Consider the following 17,930-nt stretch of genomic DNA (forward strand, 5'->3'; position numbering starts at 1 on the left):
CGAGAACTCGTGTACTGAATACAAAAACTTCTCGATACACTTCGTATACTCGAAGTGACATAGCAGATAAATAATAACATCACAACTAATAATCAAAAAAATGATCGACATACCTACCAAAAAAAGAATAGAATGGTTCAGCAACAATCAAATTAACGATTTTGCACCTACCATTTCACCAGCTCCAAAATATTTGAGCACAAACGAAATAGAAAGCATTCGGCAAGCAGTAAAATTCTTCTTGCAAGAAAATCAAACTGAAATTGTAGTACAAAAAAAGTACATGGGTTCGTACTGTAGTATTTACTTAAAACGCAATTTAGAAGAGACCTATTTTATTTCTCGTAACGGACATAAAATAAACCATATCGATTTGGAAGGGGCTATTGCAAGTTTGAAATCGTTACATGAAAAAATGCTGCTTCAATATCCCGATTTTGATACGCTAATTATCGCGTCAGAATTATTGCCTTGGAGCGTTTTGGGTGGTGGATTAATTGAAAGGGAATATACTGCCTATCATGATGCGTTGGAAACACATACGAATTATCTAGAAAAAAGTGATTTGTATTGTAAAATTGATACAGTCAAAGCTTCAGAAAATTATGTGGAGTATCTTGAAGACAAGAAAGCATTAAAAAATAAAGAGTTAAAAGCAAAATATCCAGGTCACGTTATAAGACAATACGATGCTATTGCTAATTTGAAAGTAGTCGATATTCCAAAACAAAAGGAATCTTTGACCATTTTTAAAACACAGATTGATACGTTTGGAAAAGACGATAATCTTCATTTTAAACCCTTCAATATCTTAAAGGTAGTACATAATGATGGTAAAGAAACACTTCCGAATAGTAATTTAACCTATTCATTAGTAAATGACGATGTCTTTTTACATTTGAATTTTACACCCGAAAATGAAGCAGAAAACTTAACCAAAATCTATGATTTTTTTAATACGTTAACTACTGAAAACGAAGAAGGTATTATGATAAAACCAGCTAAAAGTTATGTAAAAGGAGTGCCACCTTGCTTTAAAGTAAGAAACAACAATTATCTCACGATGATTTACGGAATCAATTTTAATGTTAATTTTGACTATTATTTAGAACGCAGGAACATCAAAAGAAAATTGGAACAGTCAATCAATGGTTGGGAAATTAACCAACAAATGTTGGAAATTCCATATAAATCCTTGAATGCGGAAAATTACTTAATGAAATTATTGTTGTTAAAACGAATCAATAACGAAGAAATTGAAAAAACGTTAGATCCAAGGTTATAGCCTTTTTTACCGTCAGTTCGATTATTTTTGTGGAGTGTAATGGAACAAAAATGTATCGAGAACACATGTACTGAATACAAAAACTTCTCGATACGCTTCGCACTCGAAGAGACATAAATCGAGAAAATTAGAAATAAAGAATTAACATGAATGAGTAGTACAATTCGTGTTCAAAAAATATATTAAAATGAAAAAAACACCAAAACTAATACTCTTAATAGGTTGCCCAGCTTCTGGGAAAAGTACGTTTGCCGAATGGCTTGTAAAATCTGAATCAAAAACATTTCGTGTAAGTCGAGATGAAATCCGATTTTCGCAATTCCAGGAACAAACTAATGATGCTGTGGAGAAAATGATTACCAAAATGGTTCACGAGCAAGTAAAAACACTATTATCAAATGGTTGGAATGTAGTTTTGGATAATTGTCATACTAAAAAGGACTACATTAAAACTGCCATTAAAGAATATAGTGATTTGGCAAATATTGAATTCAAATTGTTTGATGTTCCTTTAGATGAATTGTTAGAACGTAACGCAAAACGAACAAGAGTGGTTCCAAAACCAGTTATTGAAAACATGTTCAAACAATTGGAACATCTTAAAACGAATTTCGATTTCGAACCTATTAAAAAAAATAGACGAAAAGATTTAGAATATGGAGAGCAAGATACTTCCTTGCCAAAAGCTATAATTTGTGATTTAGATGGAACATTAGCCTTAATGAATGGAAGAAATCCTTTTGATGCTAGTAAATGTGATGAAGATTTGTTGAACGAACCCGTTGCGAATATCTTGAAAAACTATAAAAACATAGGTCATACAATTATTTTACTTTCTGGAAGAGAAGACAGATACAAAGAACCTACGTTACGATTTTTAGAAAAATACAACATTGAATACGATCATTTATTCATGCGAAAAAGCAAAGACAGCCGAAAAGATAGCGTTATTAAAACGGAATTATTCGATACCGAAATTCGTAACAAATATTTCATAGAATTTGTATTAGACGATAGAAACCAAGTAGTTGATATGTGGAGAAACGACCTGAAGCTACCTTGTTTTCAAGTATATTACGGGAATTTTTAAAATCTGACAGGTTTCAAAAACCTGTCAGATTTGTTAATATTAACAATAATTTAAAAAAATAAATGATTAGAAAAATACTTTTTATCGCAACTATTATAGCATTAATTTCATGTAATTTAAAATCAAATGATTTTCCATTTTATAAGCAAAAAACAACTCAAGAATGTGGACCAACTTGCTTGAAAATGATTTTTGAATATTATGGAGATAAAATTTCTTTGGATTCTATTAATAAATTATCAAAATTAGATAGTATTGAAGGTACAAATCTTCTTAACCTTAGTGATACAGCTGAAACTTTAGGATATAGAACATTAGCAATTAAAATAGATTTTGAAAAATTTAAAGAGGCTCCATTACCAGCGATGTTACATTGGAATAACAATCATTTTGTGGTTATTTATAAAATAGAAAACGATTCCATTTCAATTGCAGATCCAGCAATAGGCTTATACAAATTAAATATTAATGAATTTAAAGAACATTGGTGTGCAAATCCTGATTATGAAAATGAAGGTATTGCGTTATTAATTGAAAAATTGAATTCAAAAGAAAAAATGAAGCATAAGGTTAATCAAAAAAGAAAGAAGAATACTCATAAGTAATTCCACAAAAAAACGTATTTTTTTATTTTGTAAAGTGAAGATTTGACAACTTTTAAAAAGTTGTCAAATCTATATAGTAGGTGAAATTTTTAACTAATAGTAGTGGATAAAAAACAATTCTTTATGAAAAATACTAAAATTCCTTATCATTTCTTTGGTTCAGCCGATTCATTAGATTATGATGTGGTTTTCATTATCGAAAAAATGCCAGAAACCATTGCTGATAAATTAGCTTTAAGTAAAAAATTAAGCGCACAATTAGTTGAGAAATATCCAACCAAAACAATCAATACCAATCTTGCGGTTTGTGAAAAAGGTCAAATTACTCAAGTTTACAAAGGAACAGCTGACGAATTGAACAATGCTATTCTAAGAACTTTTCATTTGCATCAGCAAGATTTTGATAATCAAATTACTTACGTTGTGAAACGAGATGTTCATTTGAAAATGATTCGTTGTTTGCGAATGTTGTTATCTTTTGTATCTAAAACACAATATAGAACAATCGTAAAACAGGCTTTAAAACAAGATATTTATGTTAAAATAGAAGCCTTGAAAACAATTGATTTTAATTTGATAGAAGATTTTGGTAAAGGAAGTAATGCTTTAGATTTAAAAAAGTCAATGGCTTTTCAATTGGGACAAACACTTGCTTTATATGACGATGTAGAAGTGTATAGTAAGCAAGAAATTGTTGCCTATTTTCCAGAATTAGAACCTTTTTTAAAACGATTACCCAATACAAAGATGGAAACAATTCAACAATTTGTTAATCAATTCATTGCTGTTATTGAAGTGGAAGTACCAAAAATGAAAGTCACAGCAGAACTTTAAAACATACAAGTCTCGTAGAGACGACCCATATTGTAGCAACGTGATTTTAATCCGTTGCTATGTAATTTTTGTTCCACCATTATCCACGCAAAATAATTACGCACATCGTTTTCATCTTTGTACCGTAAAATAATAAGAAATGAATACTACGTTACTAAACCAAATGATTTCGGAAGGTTATATCAAGTGCAACAAACATCCTGAGCAAGATTTGTACATCTATAATTATACTCAAACGGCACAATTTGAAAAACGTTGGAACGAAGTAACTTTGGCTTGTCGTGGCGTTATTATGGATGGTAATCAAAATATTGTTGCTAGACCTTTTACTAAGTTTTTCAATTTGGGCGAACAAGAAGGTGTCGAAATTCCAAAGGCCTCTTTTGAAGTCTATGACAAAATGGATGGTTCATTAGGTATTTTATATTGGATTGAAAACATTCCGTACATAGCTAGTCGTGGTTCCTTTACAAGCGATCAAGCCATTAAAGCAACCGAAATGTTACATTCGACTTATAAAGATGTTTGGTCACGTTTAGATACATTCAAAACCTACCTTTTTGAAATCATTTATCCAGAAAATAGAATTGTTTTAGATTATGGTGCTACAGAAGCTTTGGTTTTATTAGGTATCATTGATACGCAAACAGGTGTAGAATTGCCTTTAGAAGACATTGGTTTCCCAATTGTTGAAAAATATGATGGGATTAACGATATTGCCTCTTTAAAAAATTTGGAAAAAGACAACAAAGAAGGTTTTGTTATTAAGTTTGAAAACGGTTTCCGATTGAAAGTTAAGTTTGACGAATACGTTCGTTTGCATCGTATTATTACTCAACTAACCAGTATTGATATTTGGCACCATTTAAAAGAGAAACAACCTTTAGATACTATGCTCGAACACGTTCCAGACGAATTTTTTAACTGGGTAAAGAAAACCATTAAAGAATTAAACGAAGCGTTTCAGACAATCGAAATTCAATGTAAAAACGATTTTAAAATATTAGAAACACGTAAAGAAACAGCATTCTATTTTATGAGCTGTGAAAATGCAGCAGTTTTGTTTTTAATGCTTGATAACAAAAGTTACGATCACGAAATTTGGAAAAGAATTCGTCCTACTTTTGAAAAACCATTTATGAATAGCGAAGAGGAATAAAAAAAGAATACGATAGGTGTTTTTGATGTCCTTAACTTCCGCAATCGAGTGTCAAATGTTAGAAGAAGTTGTAAAAACAAAAACTGTTTGAGCAAAGCGAGTTTTTTTGTTTTAAACTTCGAAAACTAATTTGACCGATGAGGAAGTTATGACTTGATTTTTTTGTTTCTTTTTTTATCAAGAAAAAAAGAAAATTATCATTCATAAAATACCTTATTGTATTTCAATTGCAACCATAGAATAGTAAACAATCATGTCAAAACAAAGCAATAGAGGAAAAGAAGCCAAAGACGATTTCTTTTTTGGCACATCCAAATTCAAAGAAAACATAAAGGAAGCCCTGGTCGATATGAATTATCTATTGACCAGAGGCTATTCAGAGAAAAATGCTTTGTTTACTGTAGGAACACGCTATAAATTAGCGAGTCGCCAACAAAAAGCAGTACAAGGCATGAGTGCTTCCAACGAACAATTAGCGCTTCGCAAAACCAAAGAAGTTACATTGGAAACATTGGAAAACAAAACGCTAGTAATCGATGGATTCAATATCCTAATTCTATTGGAAAGTACCTTGTCTAATGGATACATTTTCAAAGGACAAGATACCTGTTATCGCGATTTATCGAGCGTTCATGGGAATTATAAAACCGTCAATCAAACCGAAATGGCTATTGATTTAATAGTAAATTTTTATAACGAAAGTAAATTACAGCAACTGATTTGGATTTTTGACAAACCCGTTTCAAACAGTGGACGAATTAAAGCCAAAATAGAAGCCAAAGCGGCAGAACATAATTTAAATTGGCAAGTAATCTTAGAAGATAATGCCGATCAAGCCATTGTAAACTCCAATCAAATAGTAGCTTCTTCTGACGGAATTGTATTGGATAAAGCGATTAATTGGTTTAATTTGGCAACCTATTTAATTGAAACGAAAATAGACAGTAAAACGATTTTTTAGCCGTATAATGATAACTCAAGAAAACCTATATAAAACACTAGTAGCAGCAAAAGCCTTTCTTTCAGAAGATTGGAAAAGTAAAAATCAAGCTTTTCTACAAGATGAAATCCTATCTTTTTTTACCAAACAATTGTTTATTCAATTAAACTCAACTTCAAACGAACCCAGATTGCCTTATTTTGAAGAAGAAATAATACAAGACTATTCAGATGCTTTGAACCAATTTAAAAATGTGTTTACCAATGAAAATGTGTTGGTTGAACCAAAAATTGTTAGCCAACTACTGGAAAAAATTTCTTTTAAGGAGCTTTTGTTACTCATGGGACAACGCATCACATCAGCTAGTGTACAAGATCAACAAGCCATTCCACCTTTACGAAAAATAGTACTAGCAAGTTGTTTTCAACCTTTAAACAAAGAAACAACAGTAGTAGTAAAAGCTTGGGAAAAGCATGTAGGTCGTTATCCAGAAAGCATTTTCGAAACATTAAAAGGCAATCAGAAAGAAAAAGAAATCACGATAAGTAAACAAATCGATTATATCATAGAAAATCAAACCTGGTGGAATGTTTTTTTTCATTATAAACATGGTTTAGTATATGAAATTAGAATTGCAAACGGACAAGGCATGCGTTGGACAAGTAATGGTAAACAATTTATAGGTTTTTTAGAACAATTTTTAAATGAGTAAATAAATGCGTAAAATAGTCGCGTACTTCATTTTGAACATTTGTTGAAAATTAAAACAAATGAAAAACCTCTATAACAAAGGACCTTATCGTGGTTATGAGTATGCTAAACATTTGAGACCTTTTAGTAAGAAATTAGGGAATAAAAAATGGCGCGCTACGGTTGACGCTGTTATACATGAAGCACTTGCTTTGGAGCAAAACAATACAAATGCAATTAGAAATCCTGCAATCAAAAAGAAACCTAAGAAAAATATTAAAGTTAAAATAAAATACAAGGGGTATAATGACATAATCTCTTCTGTTTATACAAGCTATAGTTCTTACAAACAATTAGAAGATGCTATAAAAAGAAATAATGTTATTACAGTCTTATTTAAAACAAACAAGAAAACTCCATCAGGGAGATATTACCAATATGAAGAATTACATAGACATCGGAATCAACCTAACGAATAGGCAATTCCAGAATGATACAGACACTATCATTCAAAATGCATTAGACAATGAAGTAGTGCAAATGATACTTACAGGAACAAGTGTACAAGGTAGTAAAACAGCAGCTACAATAGCAAAAGAATACCCTTCTACCCTATTTTCAACCGCAGGCATTCATCCGCATGATGCTAAAAGTTTTAATAACCAAAGTATTTCAGAGCTTAGAAAATTAGTACAATTACCACACGTAGTTGCTGTTGGTGAATGCGGACTCGATTTTGACCGAGATTTTTCACCACGAGACCAACAAGAAAAGTGTTATCGAGCGCAATTAGCATTAGCAATTGAAGTTCAAAAACCGCTTTTTTTACATGAAAGAGCTGCGTTTACTCGCTTTATGGGGGTAACTAAAGACTATTTACCGCAATTGCCAAAAGCAGTGGTACATTGTTTTACAGGAACTTTACAAGAAGCCAAAACGTATCTAGATAATGGATTCTACTTAGGTTTTACAGGAGCTATTAGCGATACCAAACGATTTGCCCATTTACAAGAAGTAGTAAAATATGTTCCATTAGACAAAATAATGATTGAGACCGATGCTCCTTTTATGTTACCCAAAAATGTTCCTAAAACAAGCCTAACCAAATACCATGAACGCAGAAACGAACCTGCTTTTCTACCTTATGTTGCACAAACTGTTGCTAGTTTTAAAGGAATTTCTTTGGAAGAAGTTGCTTTGGCAACTACTGAAAATGGGAAAGGATTCTTTGAAATTTAAGCTGTAAAGGTATATTGAAATAACAAACGAGTTCCTTTTGTTGTTTCAATAATTTCAAATTTACCATCAATTTTTTCCATTCTCAATTCCATATTGGTTAAGCCATTTCCTTTTTTAACTACCTCAGACAAGCCAATACCATCGTCAATTACCTCAATCTTAAAATCAACTGATGTTTGCTCAAATTGAATATTTAAGCATTTTGCTTGACTGTGTTTGTACACATTATGAACCGCTTCTTTAACTACTAAAAAAAGATTTCTTCTAGCTTTTACAGGCAAATTGGTTTCGCTCTCTATTATATTGGAATCCAACTGTAATGTTATTCCTGTTTTATCTAAAAAACGTTCTACATACAAACTAGTATAATCTATAAAATTACCAATAGTATCATTCTGAGAATTCAAACTCCATAGAATTTCTCGCATAGCCAAATTCATATCTTCGGAAGTAGTAATAATCGCTTCTAAATCCTCAGTATAAGTTACCTCTTTTACCTTGTATTTTAAAAATTCAGCTTGTAGTTTTATAGCTGAAATTCCTGCACCTAAATCATCATGCATGTCTTGTGAAATACGTTCTCTTTCTAGTTGAATGGCTTTTTGTCGTTCCAATTCTTTTTGCAACAACTGATTTTGAAACTCGCTTTCTTTAATTTGGTTTTCCTGCTGTTGAATGAGTTGTTTTTTATTGTAAACAAAAACAACCATAATAATAAACCCTACGAAAAGTAGCATTACAATGATAGCAATGATGTAAGTAAGTTTTATTTCGTGTGGAAGTTCGTTCATTTGTTGGCTTTTTTTGTAACTAGTTCATAGTTTACCAATGCAATATAAAATAAAAAGTACATTATTAAATTGACTACAGAGCTGATTTTTCTTAGAATTCCTAAGAAAAACAAGTCTTCTTTTTCAAATAGATACATTGGTGTAAATCTAAAAATAATGTACGTACTCCAAAAAAGTAATGCGGTTGCTATCCAAAAATTAGGATCATTAGTGATTTTTCCTTCAACAGGTAGTTTTAGTTTTTGATAAAACCATAAAATAGCATTGAAAATATAAAACAAAGCAACTAATATTCCCAATTCAGTTATAAATTGTTGGCTTAGAAAATCAACATAAAAAAAGATATAGCATAATAAAATACAACTTACTATTAGGAGTATTTTTTTTAGCATTCCAATGAAAACCTTTGAGAAATAAAAACTAAAGAACATAATGCAAAAAACAGCATAAAGATTGAAGTAAATAGCATAATCAAACTGTTTTAGATACGTTTTGATACATCCAAAAACTTCTAAAGAAAGCGTAATGATTAAATAAATCACTAAAAAGTTTTGAGCTCGAAGCGAATACTTCAAGCTCAAAACAATTGCTTTAGTTGTTGTAATGATTAAACAACTGATATATAAAAGTTGAAATATTTCCATATCTTATGGATAAACAGTTCCGAAATCGAAGGCTTCGCCTTGTTTTAAATAATTATCTTTTGCACGAACAACACAACTCAATTTATTTTGATGCTTTTTTTCGCTATATTCTTTCTCAAAAATTATCATTTGAAAAAATAGCTTTGAATAATCATTTTCTAATAAAAAATGGCTAATGATAAACAAATAAACGTCTTTAAGTTTAAAACTAATTACTTCAGTATTTTCCATCTCTTGACCATTAATTTTAGTATTTAAATTAATATCTTTTAGTAAATTATTTTGAAATTCTTGACGTCCTTTCTTAAAATATGGTATTTCTCCATTATTATCTTTTTCAAGTTTTTCTAATTCATCATTACCATCAATTTTAAAAAAAATATCTTCTTTTCCTATTTCCATATTTTCTAGTGAAGATATAGAAAAACAAATAGAAAATTTTTTATTATCGTCTTCAATGAAATGGATTTTAAAGTAGTCTGTAGTTTTTTTTATTTCAACATTTAAATTCTTATAAGAATCAATTATTTTGTTAATAAAGCTTTCTGCATTAATTGAAAAATTATATTTCATGTTTTTAATGTTCAATTTTTCTAATCTTTCATGTCTTGGTTGAACTCTTTCATCAGGCATGATATCAAGGAAATCAATTTTTAATATTTCCAAAAATGCTTTATTAATACTTTTCTCTTGTAATTTTTGCTTACCCATAATTTCTAATTTTTGTTGTTAAACTTATTAATTGCTTCAATTTTGTTGCTTACTTGTAACTTTTTGTAGATGTTGCTAATATGCTTTTTGATGGTATCTATAGTGACACATTTTTTATCGGCAATTTCTTTATAAAGCAGTCCTTGTGCTAGCAATTCTAGGACTTCTCTTTCGGTAACAGTAAGTAATGATAAACTTTGTACTTGTACTTTAGATTCTTGAAAATGGTGTAAAACACGCTTGGCAATACTAAAACTCATGGGTGCACCTCCTTTATGCGCTTCTTGTATGGCTTGTATAATTTTATCCATCGGTTCTCCTTTTACCAAATAACCACTCGCTCCTGCACGCAAAGCTGAAAATATTTTTTCATCGTTTTCAAAACTGGTACACATTACGAAAGTAGTGTTTGGCATTGTTTCTGTCAATTGAAACACAAGATCAATACCTGATAAATCTTGTAGTTGAATGTCCATTAAAACCACGTCTGGTTCTATAGCTTCTAATTCTTGCAAAGCTGTTGTACCATTATAAAACTGAGCTACACATTCCATAGCTTCTTGAAAATCGATAATTTTCTTCAAAGCTTGGTTGTAGTTTTTATCATCTTCTACTATGGCAATTCTAATTTTCATGGTGTTACATTTTCAGGACAAAGTTGGACAATAAATAAGGTATCCACAATTACCCTTTTGGGTGATATTCAAAAAAATAAATCTAAATATACAAATCTTATTTAAAAATAAACTTTCCAAAAAAGAATGATTTTAACATTTACAAAATATCACCCGAAAGGGTAATTGATTGGTATAGTGCTGTGTAGATACCTTTGAAAGGTAATATCAATACTATAAAAATATGATAACAACAGCCATTAAAGAAAAATGCGATTCATTAAAAAAGAATAAAGAGGAACAAAAAGAGTTACTAATTAAAAACTCTTATACGCTTAGAATGTTAATTGGAGTATTAGGAATTTTATTACCGTTAATATTACCATTACTCTTACTTTTTACTGATAAATTCAAAGAAGTATTACCCTCTATAAGTCATTATTATTATACAAAATCAGGGCCGTTATTCATTGCAATAATGTCTTTATTAGCTGTTTTTTTTATAATATATAAAGAAAAATGTGCTGATTTTATTATTTCTTCTATAGCTGGAATAGCTGCCTTACTTGTAGTTCTATTACCTACAGATAGCCTTGAAAACGGATGCTTAAATCCATATAAAAATCATGTTGTGACTATTTTGGAAAAGAATGAAACAAGAGAAAATCTTCACTACATAGCTGCAGGCATTTTTCTTCTGGCATTAGCTTATATGTCCATTTTTCGATTTACGATTATTAATCAAGGCTATGAGAATGCGAAAAAACAATTACAATTACGCCATCGGTTATATAGAACATTAGGTATAATAATGGTATTCTGCTTACTAATTATCTTTTTTGGGAGCGATCATTTTAATAAAATGTATAATAATTCATTTCATAAATTCCATGATGATCATAATCTAACCTTTTGGTTTGAGAGCGTTGCTGTGGAATGTTTTGGTATTGCTTGGTTAGTAAAAGGAAGGGAATATAAATTTAAAAAATAACAATTAAACTTTAAAATCATGAAAACAAAAATCGTATTTCTACTAATTGTTTTATTTACAATTAGTATACAAGCACAAATACCCACTTTGGCAGAAAGAAGTGTAAGTAATAAAAAAGTAAAAGAAAACGTCTATAAAGATTTAAATAGAATTACTTTTTTAAACGAAAAATTAGAAGACTTAAATAATGAAAACCAAAGCTTGAAAGATTCCATAAAAGTAAAAGAACAACTTCTAAACAATAAAGCATTTACTTTAGATACTCTTAAAATAAATAAATTGAATAATGAACTAAACGTAGATAGTTCCATTATTAATTTAAATAATAGTAGAGTCTCATATATTAATGAGTTATTAACAGATATTGATAAAAACAATTTTGAAACCAAATATCAATATAATACTATCTACGATGATTTATTTAATAAAAAAATTGATTCAATTCGAGACATAATTGATGAAAAGATTGAAGCAATTAAATATTTAGACAATATTGATATGGTAGATAAAGAAATTGCACTAATTCAATCATTAAAAAAAGAAATCTTGAATTTAGAATATGAATTAAAAACAAAAAATACAATTTTTCATTGGTTTCCTTCAATAAAATCTAGATATGGTAATCTTTTTTATAAACAGTTTTACAATATTAAAGATGATAAAACAAGTTTTTTAAATTCATTTGCTTTAAATTATAATGATTTGGGAGCTATTGTTCAATCGGAAATCATTGGTGATACTTTTAATTCTTTTAGAATGAGTTTTGGAAGTATGTTGCAATCAAATGTTAAAACTTCTGAAACTGAAGAAGAAAAACTAAAGCAAACAGAACAAAATCAATTGGAACAATTATTAAATGGTGGTGGTAATTTCTATCTTGAAACAATTTACCCTGTCTACTATAATCTGGGAAACATTTGTTCATTATATGGTTTTTTAAGTAATAGAACCGCATTTAGCTTAAAAGAAATAAATGAATCAATTGATAGTGAAACTTTTAATACAGCTTTTGGAGCTAATTTGTATTTAGGTTTAAATTCTGATAAGAATAAATTCAATTTGTTTTTTAAAGGAGATTTTAATTATATAATTGGTACAAAATCCTTATATCAAAACTTACAATTAGCTGAAGAAAAACCTTTTTTACAAGGAAAATTAATAGTTGGAGTTACCTTTCTGAGTAAATTTCGTTTAGCGGCTACTCTCAATTCTTTTGGTAGTGATGATGCTGTAAGAAGAAGTAAAATAACTGTAGGCTTACAGGTAATTCCATAACTAATCCTGTTCTTTTCTTTAAACAAAATCCACTCCTACGTAAAATAATTACGCAGGAGTGGTTATATTTTGCATCATAATCTAATAGACAAAGTATTGCTTTGAAATCGAAGAATAAGCTTCGTTTCCAAAACAATAAATATGTAAAAAATGAATATCAAAATTCAAAAACTATTAGAAGGAGAAACCATTGTTTCTCGAGAAGCAGGTAACAGCATGTTACCCATTTTAAAGTCCAAGCAAGCCGTACGATTGGAACCAACAAGTTGGGAAAAATGTAATGTGGGTGATATTGTGTATTGTAAAGTAAGAGGCAACGTTTACACGCATTTAGTAAAAGCGAAAAACGAAAGAAGAGGACTACAAATAGGCAACAACCACGGGCGAATAAACGGCTGGACCAAGCAAGTATACGGAAAAGTAATTGAGATACTCAAGAGCTAATCCATATACTTTATTCATTTGTTTTCACTCCAGCAGTATATCGATCAAATAAAAAAAAGCCATTTTAATTCACTTAAAATGACTTTTAAAATAGAATAGTTAATGGTTATAGCAGGCAATTATATTTTTACCTAATCATATCTTATACTACAAATATATAAAATAGTACTCAACATCTAGTTAACTATTTTACCTAAACACTTGACTATTTTACATTTACAAAGCAGTTACTTAATAATCACTCCATTTTCTATCTCTTCATGAGTAGGTTTTTCAAACCATGTTTCCATAAAATCAAAATCTGATTCTGTCACTTCAAACTCAAAACTTATCCCTTTTTCATTATTACGTTTCACTATTCTTTCCCATCTTTTCTCTTTTGGAATATCTAAAAAGTGTAATCTAAGGTCATAGCCTTTTGAGGAAGCAAAATTTATGAATTTAGCTCTATGTTCATGTTTAGAAAAACCTAAATCTAAAATAGAATCAACTCCCGAACTTTCTAACTGGTTTATCAAATCCATTATTAAACATTCTGAACGTTCAATGCGTTCTAAAAACCACTCTAAACCATCATCTTCACCCCTATCAGGTAAAAACAATGTTTTATTCCATTTGTCTATCGAAAAAACAATCCCTTTTGTATTCTTCTTTAGCTCAATTGCATAGGTTGTTTTTCCTGCTCCTGTATTTCCTACTATTAAATGTATCATTCGTTTTTTTATACAAAAATTACTTAATACAGTAAAAATATAACTAATTAACAATACTTTATAGATAAAAAAACAAAACAGGCTAAAATAGCATCATTTAATGGTAACATACTACAAGTCTGCATTTTAAAAACACTCTAATTTTGTTTTTATAATCTTAGTTAAGGTTATAAAACACTAACAAACAACTATCACAAACATGAAAAAAATTATAAAACAACGACTCTTATTCCTGCTTTTGGAATAATAAGTAGTAATGGGTTCTCAGAAAATGTCCCACCAAAAGAAATTTCACATCAAGCGCAAGGACAGCATCCTTGTTCAAGAGGAATTTCTTTAGCCACTCATTTTTCAACCAACAACAACAAACGCAGCTTGGTCTGCTTATAGTGGAAATGTATTAGTACAACAATTAAAATCTACTACAGATCATGATAGTTGTTCGAGTTCTCTAAATGAAAAATGCTATCCGTAAATTAACTATCGACAACAACTGGCTTACCATTGTTAATGATAAGCAATTGATGTAAAAATATGTAACGGCATATAATAGAATGCTTAAAACGAATCCAAACTGGATTTACAAATTAATAGCCACTATTAAAAACCAAAATAGTTATTCGGTTCAAGAATTAGCGAAGGTACTTTATTTCGTAAAAATTACTTCAGAAACATTCGAAGAGACGAAAAAACTATTCATAGCGTAAACTACTCAATACAATTGAAACACAAAAAATGAGGCTATCAATAAAGATAGTCTCAAATTAACTATAGTATTTATAAACAAAAACCAATTAACATGAAAAAAAGAATTTTATCCTTAGCGCTTATCATCATGAGTAGCATAGGTATTTTTGCACAATCTACACATCATTGTAGAGCACAAGAAGAGAACGCAGCATTCTATAAAAAAAACCCGAAGGCACTCAAAGAACACGTACAATTCGAAACATTTACTAAAAACTATGCTAAAAACAACAGTAATAATAAGGCTGGAGAATCTTATACTGTACCTGTTGTTTTTCATATTTATGGAGATGTTCAAAGTGGTAAAACAGTAACCTATAATAAAATTGCTACAGCATTAAATGTATTAAACGATGATTTTAATGGTTTAAATAGTGATTATAATACTGTTGAGCCTTTTTTCCAAGCGAGAAGATCAACCATGAACATTCAATTTAAATTAGCAAAAATTGATCCTAACGGTGGAAGCACTTCAGGTGTTATTTTTCATCCAACGCGTAATGGTTATGGTAACGGTGGTGGTTATGATAATAAAATTGCAGCAGATGCATGGGACAATAAGAAATACATGAACGTTTACATTCAAAATGATTTGTACAACGATGGAAGCCTAACCAACTCTGGTGTAGCGTGGTATCCAGACATTTCTATGACCAATTCAAATTTAGCACGTGTAGTGTTTAATGGGGCTTACTTATATGGAAATGGTGATAGCGAATTTTCATCTACACTTACACATGAGTTTGGGCATTTTTTAAACCTAATACACACTTTTGAAGGGGGTTGTACGGGTACAGACCAAGTAGCCGATACACCAAACGAAGATGGAAATCATGCTTTATCTTGTACTCCAGGAACAAACTGTTCAGGAGGTAAAGTAAATATTGAAAACTACATGGGGTATAATGGTGCAAGAGGTTGTTATAAAATGTTTACACAAGGACAAGTAGCTAGAATGCTAGCTGCACTACAACACCCTGCTAGAATTACTTTATGGCAACCACAAAATCTAATTGATACTGGAGTAAATGCTACAGGCAGTTCAATTGTATCATCTAAATCGATACTAAAAGAAGCTATCGCTAACAACGGAACTTTTACAGACAATAGTACAATAAGTATAATTGGTACTAAAACTTTTGCTGTTACAAGCGGAACAATGACAGCTGGTGTCCATTATACACATACTTTCCCAGCTGGAATTACACCTGTTTTAACTGCAAACGGAAATAATACAATAACACTTACGCTTTCTGGACAAAGTAATAATCATACAACTGCAAACAATGCTACCGGAGGAATCACATTTTTAGCGGCTGCTTTTTCTGGAGGAACTTCTGGAATCATTGCATCCAATTTAAATTTCAACTTTGAATTTTATGATCCGTATGGAATATTTTATGTAAATATGGCCGATGTAACAGCTTCTGATGCGGCTACATGGACTTATTTTACAATTAACAAAGGGGACGATCCTGCATTCGGTACTTGGAGATATGCAGCAAACCATTACAAATTAGAAACTTATGGTAAAAAATTAGTTTGTGAAGCGAACTCTAGAAACATTTCTGCTTTAAATGCAGGAGCTGTTATAAGTCAAGGGAATAATTTCACTCCGCCAGGTGCCTATCCGAATCAATTGGATGTTAGAACACCATCGTATACGAATTGGGATGGAAAGACAGCATACATCGGTTTTGAATATACTATCGACGGAAATCCATGCTATGGTTGGTTTAAAGTAATTGCAACAAGCAATGGTTCTGGGTATACAGTTACAGAGTATGCATATAGCACGCAACCATTTGGAACAATTACTGCTGGATCTACATCAAACGGTACAACCGTAGTAGCACCAACAAATTTAACAGCTACTGCAAACAATACGTCTTTACAAGTGGTTTTGTCTTGGACGGACAACGCAAACAATGAAACCGGTTATACTGTAGAAAGAGCAACTGGTACAGGTACTTATGCCGTTATTGCAAACTTAGCTGCTAATGCTAATGCATACACTAATACTGGACTTGCAACTGGAAATACATATTCTTATAGAGTGAGAGCAAGTGCAAACGCAGTAAATTCAGATTATTCTAATGTGGCTACAGCGTCACTAACGAATATTCCATCTGGTTATTGTACAGCACAAGGAAACAATCAATATGAACATATAAAAACAGTAAGTATTGGTAGTTTTACAAATACTTCTGGAGCAGATGCAAGCGGTTATGGAAACTATACTAGTCAAACAATTACGTTAACTCCTAATGCAACTGCAACAATCAACTTAACACCTGGTTTTTCTGGATCAGCTTATACCGAATCTTGGTCGGTTTGGATTGACTATAATAAGAATAACATCTTTGATGCTTCCGAATTAGTGGTCTCTAACCTTTCATCAAACGGAGCGGTTTCTAAATCTTTCGCTGTGCCTAGTACTGCTACAGGTACTACAAGAATGCGTGTTGCTATGAAATATTATTCAGCAGCTACTTCTGCCTGTGGAAATTTAGGAGATGGAGAAGTTGAAGATTATACAGTTGATTTTTCAGGAAATCAACAAAACACTTTAGCAACACCAACAAATATTGGTAACTCAGGAATATACGGAACAGGATTCTATGCTTCTTGGACGCAAGTGAGTGCTGCTACAAATTATGAAGTGCAGTTATTTCAATCGAATGCTTGGACAACAGTAGGAACATCAAACACTTATTATTTATGGATTCCAAAACAAGGAACAACTACAAACTATAGATTTAGAGTGAGAGCTACTAATGCTACAAGTACTAGTAATTGGAGTAATTTTGTGGATATTGTATTAACGGGTACAGCTAAAATAACTAAAGAAACAGGAAAACCATCAATCACAATGTATCCAAACCCTGCTGTTGATATGGTATATTTCAACACGAATCAGGAAGATACAAAAAACACTACGATTACTATTTATGATAGTTTTGGTAAATTGATAGCTACTATTAAAAACCAAAATAGTTATTCGGTTCAAAAACTTACAAGAGGACTTTATTTCGTAAAAATTGTAACGGAAACGTTTGAAGAAACAAAGACACTATCTGTAAAATAATTGTATTGCGTTAGAATGAAATAGGCTGTCCGAAAAGACAGCCTATTTTTTTTATTATATATATAAGAGT

The 17,930-nt window shown here is 30.7% G+C and carries 18 protein-coding genes; 13 read left to right on the plus strand and 5 right to left on the minus strand.

Features of this window, described 5'->3' with window-relative positions; translation table 11 throughout:
- Window positions 1-100 precede the first annotated feature (100 nt).
- The 9 genes from L2Z92_RS18485 to L2Z92_RS18525 all read left to right on the plus strand — a co-directional run bounded on the left by L2Z92_RS18485 (window position 101) and on the right by L2Z92_RS18525 (window position 7,842).
- Window positions 101-1,285: a hypothetical protein gene (locus L2Z92_RS18485; protein ID WP_236456155.1), complete on the plus strand. Its 1,185-nt coding sequence runs from the start codon at window positions 101-103 to the stop codon at window positions 1,283-1,285.
- Window positions 1,286-1,472: 187 nt separating this feature from the next.
- Window positions 1,473-2,375, plus strand: coding sequence for a phosphatase domain-containing protein (locus L2Z92_RS18490; protein WP_236456157.1), 903 nt, complete (start codon window positions 1,473-1,475; stop codon window positions 2,373-2,375).
- Window positions 2,376-2,437: 62 nt separating this feature from the next.
- Window positions 2,438-2,980: a cysteine peptidase family C39 domain-containing protein gene (locus tag L2Z92_RS18495; protein ID WP_236456159.1), complete on the plus strand. Its 543-nt coding sequence runs from the start codon at window positions 2,438-2,440 to the stop codon at window positions 2,978-2,980.
- 123 nt (window positions 2,981-3,103) lie between these two features.
- Entirely contained in the window at window positions 3,104-3,814 is a 711-nt protein-coding gene (locus L2Z92_RS18500; protein ID WP_236456161.1) for a hypothetical protein, read from the plus strand.
- 139 nt (window positions 3,815-3,953) lie between these two features.
- Complete coding sequence (locus L2Z92_RS18505) at window positions 3,954-4,973, plus strand: RNA ligase (RefSeq protein WP_236456163.1); 1,020 nt, start codon at window positions 3,954-3,956, stop codon at window positions 4,971-4,973.
- Between the two features lie 253 nt (window positions 4,974-5,226).
- On the plus strand, window positions 5,227-5,934 hold the full coding sequence (locus L2Z92_RS18510; RefSeq protein ID WP_236456165.1) for a DUF434 domain-containing protein: 708 nt from the start codon (window positions 5,227-5,229) through the stop codon (window positions 5,932-5,934).
- Between the two features lie 7 nt (window positions 5,935-5,941).
- A complete protein-coding gene (locus L2Z92_RS18515; protein WP_236456166.1) occupies window positions 5,942-6,625 on the plus strand; it encodes a hypothetical protein in 684 nt (227 codons plus the stop codon).
- A gap of 58 nt (window positions 6,626-6,683) precedes the next feature.
- Complete coding sequence (locus L2Z92_RS18520; protein WP_236456167.1) at window positions 6,684-7,082, plus strand: hypothetical protein; 399 nt, start codon at window positions 6,684-6,686, stop codon at window positions 7,080-7,082.
- Window positions 7,042-7,842: a TatD family hydrolase gene (locus L2Z92_RS18525; RefSeq protein ID WP_236456168.1), complete on the plus strand. Its 801-nt coding sequence runs from the start codon at window positions 7,042-7,044 to the stop codon at window positions 7,840-7,842. The genes L2Z92_RS18520 and L2Z92_RS18525 overlap by 41 nt, the downstream gene beginning before the upstream one ends.
- Here L2Z92_RS18525 and L2Z92_RS18530 read toward each other — a convergent pair.
- The 4 genes from L2Z92_RS18530 to L2Z92_RS18545 are packed head-to-tail and all read right to left on the minus strand — an operon-like array spanning window position 7,839 to window position 10,623.
- Window positions 7,839-8,633: a sensor histidine kinase gene (locus L2Z92_RS18530; protein WP_236456169.1), complete on the minus strand. Its 795-nt coding sequence runs from the start codon at window positions 8,631-8,633 to the stop codon at window positions 7,839-7,841. The genes L2Z92_RS18525 and L2Z92_RS18530 overlap by 4 nt on opposite strands.
- Complete coding sequence (locus L2Z92_RS18535) at window positions 8,630-9,277, minus strand: hypothetical protein (protein ID WP_236456170.1); 648 nt, start codon at window positions 9,275-9,277, stop codon at window positions 8,630-8,632. The genes L2Z92_RS18530 and L2Z92_RS18535 overlap by 4 nt, the downstream gene beginning before the upstream one ends.
- A 3-nt stretch (window positions 9,278-9,280) precedes the next feature.
- Window positions 9,281-9,988, minus strand: coding sequence for a hypothetical protein (locus L2Z92_RS18540; protein ID WP_236456171.1), 708 nt, complete (start codon window positions 9,986-9,988; stop codon window positions 9,281-9,283).
- 5 nt (window positions 9,989-9,993) lie between these two features.
- Complete coding sequence (locus L2Z92_RS18545; protein ID WP_236456172.1) at window positions 9,994-10,623, minus strand: response regulator transcription factor; 630 nt, start codon at window positions 10,621-10,623, stop codon at window positions 9,994-9,996.
- A gap of 223 nt (window positions 10,624-10,846) precedes the next feature.
- On the opposite strand from L2Z92_RS18545, the gene L2Z92_RS18550 reads away from it, so the two are divergent.
- The 3 genes from L2Z92_RS18550 to L2Z92_RS18560 all read left to right on the plus strand — a co-directional run bounded on the left by L2Z92_RS18550 (window position 10,847) and on the right by L2Z92_RS18560 (window position 13,312).
- On the plus strand, window positions 10,847-11,593 hold the full coding sequence (locus L2Z92_RS18550) for a hypothetical protein (RefSeq protein ID WP_236456173.1): 747 nt from the start codon (window positions 10,847-10,849) through the stop codon (window positions 11,591-11,593).
- A gap of 18 nt (window positions 11,594-11,611) precedes the next feature.
- Window positions 11,612-12,868, plus strand: coding sequence for a coiled-coil domain-containing protein (locus L2Z92_RS18555; protein ID WP_236456174.1), 1,257 nt, complete (start codon window positions 11,612-11,614; stop codon window positions 12,866-12,868).
- A 150-nt stretch (window positions 12,869-13,018) separates the two neighbouring features.
- Window positions 13,019-13,312, plus strand: coding sequence for a hypothetical protein (locus tag L2Z92_RS18560; RefSeq protein WP_236456176.1), 294 nt, complete (start codon window positions 13,019-13,021; stop codon window positions 13,310-13,312).
- 227 nt (window positions 13,313-13,539) lie between these two features.
- Here L2Z92_RS18560 and L2Z92_RS18565 read toward each other — a convergent pair whose 3' ends face one another.
- Window positions 13,540-14,025 carry an AAA family ATPase gene (locus L2Z92_RS18565; protein ID WP_236456178.1) on the minus strand — a complete coding sequence of 162 codons (486 nt, stop codon included), beginning with the start codon at window positions 14,023-14,025 and terminating at the stop codon, window positions 13,540-13,542.
- Between the two features lie 799 nt (window positions 14,026-14,824).
- Between L2Z92_RS18565 and L2Z92_RS18570 the strand changes: the two genes are divergently transcribed.
- On the plus strand, window positions 14,825-17,860 hold the full coding sequence (locus L2Z92_RS18570; protein WP_236456179.1) for a M43 family zinc metalloprotease: 3,036 nt from the start codon (window positions 14,825-14,827) through the stop codon (window positions 17,858-17,860).
- Window positions 17,861-17,930: the final 70 nt, after the last annotated feature.

Origin of the sequence: Flavobacterium jumunjinense (assembly GCF_021650975.2) — a bacterium.
GTDB lineage: Bacteria > Bacteroidota > Bacteroidia > Flavobacteriales > Flavobacteriaceae > Flavobacterium > Flavobacterium jumunjinense.

Excerpts from the sequence above, each read along its gene's own strand:
- L2Z92_RS18485 (WP_236456155.1), top strand. The coding sequence starts at position 101 with ATGATCGACATACCTACCAAAAAAAGAATAGAATGGTTCAGCAACAAT.
- L2Z92_RS18490 (WP_236456157.1), top strand. The coding sequence starts at position 1,473 with ATGAAAAAAACACCAAAACTAATACTCTTAATAGGTTGCCCAGCTTCT.
- L2Z92_RS18495 (WP_236456159.1), top strand. The coding sequence starts at position 2,438 with ATGATTAGAAAAATACTTTTTATCGCAACTATTATAGCATTAATTTCA.
- L2Z92_RS18500 (WP_236456161.1), top strand. The coding sequence starts at position 3,104 with ATGAAAAATACTAAAATTCCTTATCATTTCTTTGGTTCAGCCGATTCA.
- L2Z92_RS18505 (WP_236456163.1), top strand. The coding sequence starts at position 3,954 with ATGAATACTACGTTACTAAACCAAATGATTTCGGAAGGTTATATCAAG.
- L2Z92_RS18510 (WP_236456165.1), top strand. The coding sequence starts at position 5,227 with ATGTCAAAACAAAGCAATAGAGGAAAAGAAGCCAAAGACGATTTCTTT.
- L2Z92_RS18515 (WP_236456166.1), top strand. The coding sequence starts at position 5,942 with ATGATAACTCAAGAAAACCTATATAAAACACTAGTAGCAGCAAAAGCC.
- L2Z92_RS18520 (WP_236456167.1), top strand. The coding sequence starts at position 6,684 with ATGAAAAACCTCTATAACAAAGGACCTTATCGTGGTTATGAGTATGCT.
- L2Z92_RS18525 (WP_236456168.1), top strand. The coding sequence starts at position 7,042 with ATGAAGAATTACATAGACATCGGAATCAACCTAACGAATAGGCAATTC.
- L2Z92_RS18530 (WP_236456169.1), bottom strand. The coding sequence starts at position 8,633 with ATGAACGAACTTCCACACGAAATAAAACTTACTTACATCATTGCTATC.
- L2Z92_RS18535 (WP_236456170.1), bottom strand. The coding sequence starts at position 9,277 with ATGGAAATATTTCAACTTTTATATATCAGTTGTTTAATCATTACAACA.
- L2Z92_RS18540 (WP_236456171.1), bottom strand. The coding sequence starts at position 9,988 with ATGGGTAAGCAAAAATTACAAGAGAAAAGTATTAATAAAGCATTTTTG.
- L2Z92_RS18545 (WP_236456172.1), bottom strand. The coding sequence starts at position 10,623 with ATGAAAATTAGAATTGCCATAGTAGAAGATGATAAAAACTACAACCAA.
- L2Z92_RS18550 (WP_236456173.1), top strand. The coding sequence starts at position 10,847 with ATGATAACAACAGCCATTAAAGAAAAATGCGATTCATTAAAAAAGAAT.
- L2Z92_RS18555 (WP_236456174.1), top strand. The coding sequence starts at position 11,612 with ATGAAAACAAAAATCGTATTTCTACTAATTGTTTTATTTACAATTAGT.
- L2Z92_RS18560 (WP_236456176.1), top strand. The coding sequence starts at position 13,019 with ATGAATATCAAAATTCAAAAACTATTAGAAGGAGAAACCATTGTTTCT.
- L2Z92_RS18565 (WP_236456178.1), bottom strand. The coding sequence starts at position 14,025 with ATGATACATTTAATAGTAGGAAATACAGGAGCAGGAAAAACAACCTAT.
- L2Z92_RS18570 (WP_236456179.1), top strand. The coding sequence starts at position 14,825 with ATGAAAAAAAGAATTTTATCCTTAGCGCTTATCATCATGAGTAGCATA.